The 8,566-nt window shown below is 69.8% G+C and carries 8 protein-coding genes and 1 pseudogene; all 9 read left to right on the plus strand.

What is annotated here, in order from left to right; genetic code table 11:
* Positions 1–801, plus strand: an 801-nt coding sequence (gene galK, locus D7X55_RS30395; protein WP_121724889.1) for a galactokinase, incomplete at its 5' end; no start/stop codon positions are given.
* A 98-nt stretch (positions 802–899) separates the two neighbouring features.
* Positions 900–1,973, plus strand: a complete 1,074-nt coding sequence (locus tag D7X55_RS30400) for a sn-glycerol-3-phosphate ABC transporter ATP-binding protein UgpC (protein ID WP_233610161.1) — start codon at positions 900–902, stop codon at positions 1,971–1,973.
* Positions 1,970–2,905, plus strand: coding sequence for a carbohydrate ABC transporter permease (locus tag D7X55_RS30405; RefSeq protein WP_121724890.1), 936 nt, complete (start codon positions 1,970–1,972; stop codon positions 2,903–2,905). Before D7X55_RS30400 ends, D7X55_RS30405 begins: the two co-directional genes overlap by 4 nt.
* Positions 2,906–2,909: 4 nt before the next feature.
* The gene (locus tag D7X55_RS30410) at positions 2,910–3,734 is read left to right on the plus strand and encodes a carbohydrate ABC transporter permease (protein ID WP_120550132.1); all 825 of its coding nucleotides are present in this window, start codon (positions 2,910–2,912) and stop codon (positions 3,732–3,734) included.
* A gap of 20 nt (positions 3,735–3,754) precedes the next feature.
* Positions 3,755–5,065, plus strand: coding sequence for an extracellular solute-binding protein (locus D7X55_RS30415; RefSeq protein ID WP_121724891.1), 1,311 nt, complete (start codon positions 3,755–3,757; stop codon positions 5,063–5,065).
* A 44-nt stretch (positions 5,066–5,109) separates the two neighbouring features.
* Positions 5,110–6,288 carry a family 43 glycosylhydrolase gene (locus D7X55_RS30420; protein WP_121724892.1) on the plus strand — a complete coding sequence of 393 codons (1,179 nt, stop codon included), beginning with the start codon at positions 5,110–5,112 and terminating at the stop codon, positions 6,286–6,288.
* 12 nt (positions 6,289–6,300) lie between these two features.
* Positions 6,301–7,368, plus strand: coding sequence for a glycoside hydrolase family 43 protein (locus D7X55_RS30425; RefSeq protein ID WP_121724893.1), 1,068 nt, complete (start codon positions 6,301–6,303; stop codon positions 7,366–7,368).
* A gap of 22 nt (positions 7,369–7,390) precedes the next feature.
* Positions 7,391–8,227, plus strand: a complete 837-nt coding sequence (locus tag D7X55_RS30430) for a phytanoyl-CoA dioxygenase family protein (RefSeq protein WP_120550136.1) — start codon at positions 7,391–7,393, stop codon at positions 8,225–8,227.
* A gap of 53 nt (positions 8,228–8,280) precedes the next feature.
* Positions 8,281–8,566 (plus strand): annotated as a pseudogene (locus tag D7X55_RS30435) (UTP--glucose-1-phosphate uridylyltransferase); the annotation flags it as partial.

Genomic DNA, 8,566 nt, shown 5'->3' on the forward strand with positions numbered 1-8,566 from the left:
GTGATGGGCGGGGACGTGCCGCGGGGCGCGGGGCTCTCCTCGTCCGCCGCCGTGGAGCTGGCCACGCTGCGCGCCTTCGCCACGGTGAGCGGCCTGCCGTGGCAGCCCTCCACCATGGCGCTGCTCGGCCAGCGCGTGGAGAACCAGTGGATGGGCCTCAACACCGGCATCATGGACCAGATGATCGTCGCGGGCGGACGCAAGGGCCACGCGCTGCTCATCGACTGCCGCGACCTGTCGCTCCAGCCCGTGCGCCTTCCCCAGGGCGCCGTGGTCGTCGTGCTCGACACGGGGACGCGCCGGGGGCTGGTGGACTCCGCCTACAACGAGCGCCGGAGCCAGTGCGAGGCCGCCGCGCGCTTCTTCGGCGTCAAGGCGCTGCGGGATGTGGACCGGGACACCTTCATGGAGCGGGAGGACGCACTGGACCCGCTGGTGCGCCAGCGCGCGCAGCACGTCATCACGGAGAACGACCGCACCGTGCAGGCCGCCGAGGCGATGCGCGACGGAAACCTGTCGCGGCTGGGCCAGCTGATGGACGCAAGCCATGACAGCCTGCGCGACGACTTCGAGGTCACCAACGAGGCGCTCGACACCATCGTCATGCTGGCGCGAGAGGAGCCTGGCTGCCTGGGCGCCCGGATGACGGGCGCGGGCTTCGGCGGCTGCGCGGTGGCGCTCGTCGAAACCGAGCACGCCGACGCGTTCGTCCAGAGCGTCCACGCGAAGTACGCGCAGGCCACGGGGAACACGCCGCAGTGCTACGTGTGCCAGGCCGCGGACGGGGCGAACGTCGTCTGACGTGCCCCCGGGTGTGGAGCCCTGAACCTCTCTTGTCAGTCCGGGGCGCTTGCCGCCCCCCAGGAACGTGAACGATGGCGGATGTGCTGCTTCGGGATGTGCGGAAGCAATATGGCTCGCAGGCGGTGATTCACGGTGTCTCGCTTGAGCTGCGACACCGCGAGTTCATCGTCTTCGTCGGCCCCTCGGGGTGCGGCAAGTCCACGCTGCTGCGGATGATCGCCGGCCTGGAGGAGGTGAGCGGCGGTGAAATCTCCATTGGCGGGCGCCGGGTCAACGACACGCCAGCGGGTGACCGCGGCATCGCCATGGTCTTCCAGAACTACGCCCTCTATCCGCACATGACGGCGGCCGGCAACATGGCCTTCGGCCTGCGCAACATCGGCACGCCGCGCGCTGAGATCGACGAGCGCGTGGCGAGCGCCGCGAAGACGCTGCAGATCGAACACCTGCTCAACCGCCGCCCCTCGCAGATGTCCGGCGGCCAGCGCCAGCGAATCGCCATTGGGCGCGCCATCGTCCGCCGGCCCGACGTCTTCCTCTTCGACGAGCCGCTCTCCAACCTGGACGCGGCGCTGCGGGTGCAGATGCGCGTGGAGCTGGTGCAGCTCCACCAGCGGCTGGAGGCGACGTCCATCTACGTCACCCACGACCAGGTCGAGGCGATGACCATGGCGGATCGCATCGTCGTCTTCCGCGACGGGCGCATCGAACAGGTGGGCACGCCGCTGGAGGTCTACCGGTCGCCCGCGAACACCTTCGTCGCCGGCTTCATGGGCGCCCCCAAGATGAACCTGCTCCAGGCGCGGGTGGTGGCTGTCAGCCCCGGCGTGGTGGAGGTCGCCCTGCCGGGCGGCCGGGCCGTGCTCCCCGCCGAGGGCCGCACGCTGGCGGCGGACGCGCCTGTCACCTTCGGCGTCCGTCCGGAGCACGTCCGGCCGACATCGGGGGAGGGCGTCTTCCGGGGACACGCGCGGGCCATTGAACGGCTGGGGCGCGAAACGCTGCTGCACGTGGTGGGGGCGGACGGAGCCACGCTCATCGCCACCGACACGGGGGACAGCACCGTCCGCCTTGGCGACACGGTGTCGCTCGCGATTGAACCCGGCCAGGGCCGGCTCTTTGGCGCGGATGGAATGGCCCTGCCTCCCGCCGCCGCGAGCGCCGCATGAGTGTCCAGGCCACGAGTGTCGTCCCGGTCCAGGCTCCTGAGGCCGGCTCGCGCAACGGAAGCCTTGCGCGCCAGCGCAACGCCGTCGCCGGATATGCCTTCCTGGCGCCCTTCCTCCTGTTCTACGGCGTCTTCCTGCTCTACCCCTTCGCGCTCGGCCTGTGGATGAGCCTGCACGACTGGGAGATCGTCGGGGACTATCGCGAGTACATCGGCTTCTTGAACTACGTGGAGCTGTGGGACGACCCGTACTTCTGGGACGCCCTCAAGCGCACCCTGCAGTTCGCCGCCATGACGGCCCCTGCCGCGACGTTGCTGGGCCTGGTCCTGGCGCTGGCGCTCCAGAAGCCGCTGCGCATCTACGCCGCGCTGCGGGCCGTGTTCTTCGCCTCCAACATCTTCTCCGTCACCGTCGTCACCTTGGTCTGGGCCATGGTGCTCAACCCCGACCGCGGCCTCATCGCCAATGGCTTGCGCGCGGTGGGCCTCCAGCCCATCGCCTTCCTGGCCGACAAGGACTGGGCCATGCCGGCGCTGATGGTGACCTCCCTGTGGTGGACCGCCGGCCTCCCGATGGCGCTCTTCCTCGCCGGCCTCCAGCAGATCCCCCCGGAGGTCTACGAGGCGGCCCGGCTGGACAAGGCCTCGCGCTGGGCGGTGCTGCGGCACATCACGCTTCCGGCGCTCGCGCGCACCACGCTGCTCGTGGTGGTGCTCCAGACGGTGATGCACCTCCAGGTGTTCGGCCAGCCGCTGCTGATGACGCGCGGCGGGCCCGCCAACTCCACCCGGCCGCTGGTGCAGCTCATCTACGAGACGAGCTTCCGCGACTGGCGCTCCGGCTACGCGTCCGCCGTCTCGACGGTGTTGTTCGTCCTGATGTTCGGCGTGGCGCTGTTGCAGTTCCGCCTGTCGCGGCAGGAAGGGGAGTGAGGCGATGAACCGGACCCTGACGGACCGCCTCATCCTCGCCGGGGTGGTGGCCGCCGCCTTCGTGTGGATGATGCCGATGCTGTGGGTGCTGACCCTGTCGCTCAAGCCCAACGAGGAGCTGGTGCGCTCCACGAACGGCATCATCCCCTGGCCGCGCACCCTGGAGCACTTCGCCACGTTGCTGCGGGTGTCCCTGACGCCGCGCTGGCTGCTCAACAGCGTGGTGGTCGCCGTGGGCATGACGGCGGCAACGCTGCTGTTGTCGTCGCTCGCCGGCTACGCGTTCGCCCGCATCGACTTTCCCGGGCGCCGCGCCGTCTTCCTGCTGGTGATGGCCGGGCTCATGGTGCCCGAGCAGGCCATCCTCGTGCCCTTGCACGCCATGTTCGCGGACTGGGAGCTGCACAACACGTACTTCTCCCTCATCGCCCCGCGCCTGGCCGGGCCGATGGGCGTGTTCCTGATGACGCAGTTCTTCAAGGCGGTTCCCCGCGAACTGGAGGAGGCCGCGGAGCTCGACAACGCGGGCCGCTTCAAGATCTTCTGGTCGGTGATGCTGCCGCTGTCGCGTCCCGCGCTGACGACGCTGGGCATCTTCACCTTCCTGTTCGCGTGGAACGACTTCCTCTGGCCCGTCGTCACCGCGACGCAGCCGGAGATGTACACGCTCAGCGTCGGACTGGGTTCGTTGCAGGGCAACTTCGCGATGTCGGAGGGGCTCGGCTTCCTGATGGCGTCGGCCGTGTTCGCCAGCGCTCCGATGCTCCTGCTCTACGTCGTGTTCCAACGCTACATCGTGCAAGGCATCGCCATCACTGGCGGCAAGTAGCCGGAAATGGAGCCGCTCCCATGAAGATGAAGACGCTCCTGCTGGCCGCGATGCTTGGCACCAGCTCCGCACAGGCCGGGACGGAGATCACCCTGTTCCGCTTCTTTGGCGGTTGCAGCGACGCGTACGCCAACGTCACGGACGTGACGAAGGCGGTGGGCGAGTGCGGCATCGTCCAGGTGCTGACCAACAAGTTCAACGCGGAGAACACGGACGGCATCACCGTCAAGACGCAGTCGGTGGAGTGGGGCGTCTACTACGACCGGCTGAGCGCCAACGTCGCGGGCCGCACCCCGCCGGACATCGCCGTCATGCACCGCAGCGTCCTGCCGAACTACCAGGTGCGAAACCTCCTGCTGCCGCTGGGCAAGGACTTCGCGGCGGTGGGCATCGACGTCGCGGACTTCGTGCCGGCGGCGCGCGAGGGCGTCACCGCCAACGGCGAGCTCTGGGCGCTGCCGTTCGACCTCCACGCCCTGCTGTGGCACGTCAACGCCGACCTGTTCATCCAGGCGGGGCTCGTGGATGAGCAGGGCCAGCCGAAGCTGCCCCGAAGCCCCGCCGAGCTGATGCAGCACGCCGCGACGATGAAGGCGAAGACGGGCAAGGCCTACTTCGCCATCCCCTCCGGCGCGGACCCGATGCCCTCCTGGCAGTACCTCAGCTGGGTCTGGCAGCAGGGCGGCAACATCGTGGATGCGCAGAAGAAGGAGGCGCTGCTGGAGTCGAAGGAGAGCCGGGAGGCGCTGCGCCTGCTGGACGCGCTCTACGCGGCGGGCGCCGCCAATCCCCAGCACGACTACGCCGCCGCGCAGCAGGCCTTCCTCGCCGGCGACGCGGCGGTGCTGGTGAACGGCACCTGGGGTGTGGACACGTACGCGGCCCAGGCCGCCACGGCGAAGTCAGGCCTCAAGAGCTACGTCGTGCGGGACATGCCCTCCCTCTACGGCAGGGAGGCCGTCTGGTCCGACAGCCACACATGGGTCATGCCGAAGCAGCCGAAGCCGGATGCCGCGAAGCAGAAGGCGGCGCTCACCTTCCTGAAGTTCCTCAACGACAACAGCCTCCAGTGGGCCCGGACCGGGCACCTGCCGGTGCGCGTCTCGGTGCTGCAGAGCGCACCGATGAAGGCCCTGCCGCACCGGGCGGAGTACACGCGCACCGCCACCATCGCCACGGCGCTGCCGCCCATCCAGTACCAGCGTGCGCTGGGCGACCTGCTGGTCAACGAGCTGAACTCCACCTGGCTGGTCCAGAAGGAGCCGGACAAGGCCCTGGCGGATTCCCAGCGGGCGGCCGCGAGCATCCTGCGCCGCTCCCGTCGCAGATAGCCCCTTCCACGTTTCCTTTGCCTCCACTCGCATCACGCGCCCCCATGACATCTTCCGTTCTTCCTCCGGACGCGACGCGTACGCTCGGCGACATTGTCGCGAACCTGCCGAGGGTCCCCGAACCGCTCGTCGATGAGACGCTGCCAGACCCCTTCGTGCTGCGACTGACGGCGGCGAGCCCCGGTGGCGCGCGCACCGCCGGCCTCTGGCTGGTGGCCACCACCAATGATCAGCCGTTCGCCTTCCGGCTGTATCGCTTCGACGGCGCCCGCTGGGTGCCGCACCTGAAGGATGGCAGGCCTTGCGCCATCTTCCCCGAAGGAAGGATCCCCGCGTGGTGGAACGCCGGTGAGCTGGATCCGCTCTCTCCGGGCCTGCCCCGGGACCTCGTCGTGGCTCGCTGGGCCCCTGAGATCGACGTGCGCCACGGGCTGCTCACGCTGCACTACACCGCGAGGGACCGCGCAGGCATCCTGCGCTCCGCCTACGCCACGGCCACCGCCATCGACGGCGAGTGGACGGACCATGGCTTCCTGGACATCAACGTCCGCGTGAAGGACCTGGCGCCTGGCTATCCGGGCGGGCCCGCCGGCGGGAACCCCGTGGTGGGGATGATTGATGGCCACGTGGCCGCGGCGGTCGGCGCGGACGGGAAGGAGCGCACGTTCCTGCTCACCAAGGTGGACGGCAACGGGCTGCAGTGGACGGACCCGGCGACGGGGCAGCGCCACAAGGCGTCCACGCCCATCCTGTCGCATGCGTTCCGGCAGGAGTCCGATGGCCGCATCACGCTCCTGGGCCCGGCGAAGGTCCTGCTCACCAATGGCCCGCATCACGACGGACTGGTCGAGGGCCAGTTCGTGGTGCACGAGAACGGTCAGGCCTACCTGTTCTACAGCGCGGGCTTCTTCGGCAACGCCGAGTACCGCACGTACGTCGCGAAGGTGGACCTGCTGGCGCACGAGGTGCGGGACGAAAGGCTCCTCATCGACAGCCAGAGCCCGGCGCTCGGCGGGCAATGGAATGGCCCGGGTCATCCCTCGTTCGTCCGGGTGGGCGAGGGCCTCCACGCGATGTACCTGCACGCATGGCGCAACGGCACTGAGTACTCCAAGGACGGGGACCAGCGCAGGGCCCTCCAGTTCCATGTCGCCTTCCGGGACCTGGAGGGCCGCCCGTGTGAGCCGTTCGTCGTGGAAGCGCGTTTCTCCACCCCGGCCTGACGAAAGCCTCGGATGCCACTCCTGCCACTGCTGGTCCTCGGCGCCGCACTGACGGCCGCGACCTATACCAACCCTGTCTTCGACGAGGACTTCCCGGACCCCACCGTCCTCGACGCGGGCGGTGGGTGGTACTACGCCTACGCGACGCAGGGCACCGTCGCCGGCAAGGTGCAGAACGTCCAGGCGGCCCGCACGCGCGACCTCGTGAAGTGGGAGCGCGTGGGCGACGCGCTGCCCGTGAAGCCCACGTGGGCGTCGACGACGCAGATGTTCTGGGCGCCGGACGTCCACCGTCGCGGGCGCAAGTTCTTCCTGTACTTCTCCGCCACCCTGGACCCCGAGCGTGCGGCGAGCTTCAAGAAGGAGCGGGGCGCGGTGGACAGCCCGGAGGGCGTCTTCTGCCTGGGCGTCGCCACCTCGGCCAGGCCCGAGGGCCCGTTCCGCGACAGCGGGCGTCCGCTCGTGTGCGGGCTGTCCTTCGTCAACATCGACCCGATGGCCTTCGATGACGCGCGCACGGGGCGCAAGTACCTCTACTGGGGTTCGGGCTTCCAGCCCATCCGCGTGCAGGAGCTGGCGGCGGACGGGCTCTCCTTCAAGAAGGGGAGCGCTCCCACGGAGCTGGTGCGCGCGGACAAGGGTGTCCCGTTCCAGTCCCTGGTCGAAGGCGCGTGGGTCGTCCAGCGTGACGGCTACTACTACCTCTTCTATTCAGGCGAGAACTGCTGCCACGGCCCGCTGCAGGACGTGAAGTACGCGGCCCTGGTGGCGCGCTCCCGCACCCCCACCGGCCCCTTCGAGACGCTGGCGCAGGCGACGGGCGCGCCCGACAGCGCCGTGCTGCGCCGGAGCGAGGCGTGGATCGCGCCGGGCCACAACTCCGTCTTCACCGACCGCAAGGGGCAGGACTGGATTGCCTACCACGCCATCGACGTGCGGCGTCCCTACGTCGAGGAGGTCATCGGCCAGGACCGCGCGGTGCGCCGCCCCATGTTGATGGACCGGCTCACGTGGAAGGACGGATGGCCGCGCGTCGAGGGCGGGATGCCTTCCGCGGGCCCCGTGGCCGCGCCGCGCTGACCGGCAAGTGAGGAGAGGGAACATGAGCACCGTGCACGCACCGCAAGAAACCCACGAGCCGGCCGACCTCCTGCGCGGCCTCTACGGCGACGGCATCATCGGGCTGAAGGGCGCCTTCCCACGCGACTGGGCCGTGCGGATGCGCGAGGACATCGAGACGCTCTTCGCCGAGGCCCGGCAGGTCCCCGGCGGTGCGCTGCCTCGCGGGCCGCAGCGCTGGTACGTGGAGGTGCACCCGGAGCGCATCCGGGGCTTCGTCGACATCGCCACGCACCCGTGGTTCGTCGCCGTCTGCGAGGCGGTGCTCGGCCCCGGCTATCGCATCGTCGAGGTGGGCTTCGACGTTCCCTTCCCGGGCGCGGCGGACCAGCCCTGGCACCGCGACTTCGCCGCGCCGGAGGCCACGACGAAGGGCCGCCGCCTCAACTCGCTGGCCTTCAACCTGACCGCCGTGGACACCATCCCGGAGATGGGCCCGTTCGAGGTCGCGCCTGGAACGCAGTGGGATCAATTCGAGGGCTGCCCCAAGGGCATGTTCCCCCCTCGCGAACTCTGGCCGCGCTACATCGCCCGAGCAGTCCCGAAGCTGCCGCGCATGGGCGACCTCTCCGCCCGCTCCGCGCTGACGATCCATCGGGGCACCGCCAACCGCTCGGACCAGTCGCGTCCGGTGCTGGTGGTGGGCGTGGATGCGCCGGACGCGACGAACGCGAACCACCATGACCTGCAGGTGACACGGCGCTATCTGGAGTCCCTGCCACCCCGCGTCCGCGAGCACCTCACCTACCGCGTGGTCGATACGCTCCAGACCGTGGTGCAGCATCACACCATCGAAGGGCTGCTGAAGCCCGCGTACTGACTTGGGACGTGGGGCCGATGCGTTTCGGTGGAGGGCGCTCTATCCTCCCGCGCGTGAAGACCCAGACCCCGGATGTGGATGCAGAACTGGATGATCCCTGGCTCGCGCGTGACGGCTTCGACGCGGCCAGCTTCCGGGCGCTGCTCGCCCGCTACCAGCGCGGAGAGCTGACGGAGGCCCTGTCGCTGGCGGGCCCGCTCGAACCGCCACGGCCGGGGGATGTCCAACCGCTGCCCGCCGAGGGCACCCCGGCCCACGAAGCCTGCCGTGCGTTGGGAGAGCAGGCGTTCCGCGACGGCGCGGTGGCCGCCCTGGTGGTGGCAGGTGGGGCGGGGACTG

This window comes from Corallococcus sp. AB049A (assembly GCF_003668885.1).
In the GTDB taxonomy this organism is placed as follows: domain Bacteria; phylum Myxococcota; class Myxococcia; order Myxococcales; family Myxococcaceae; genus Corallococcus; species Corallococcus interemptor.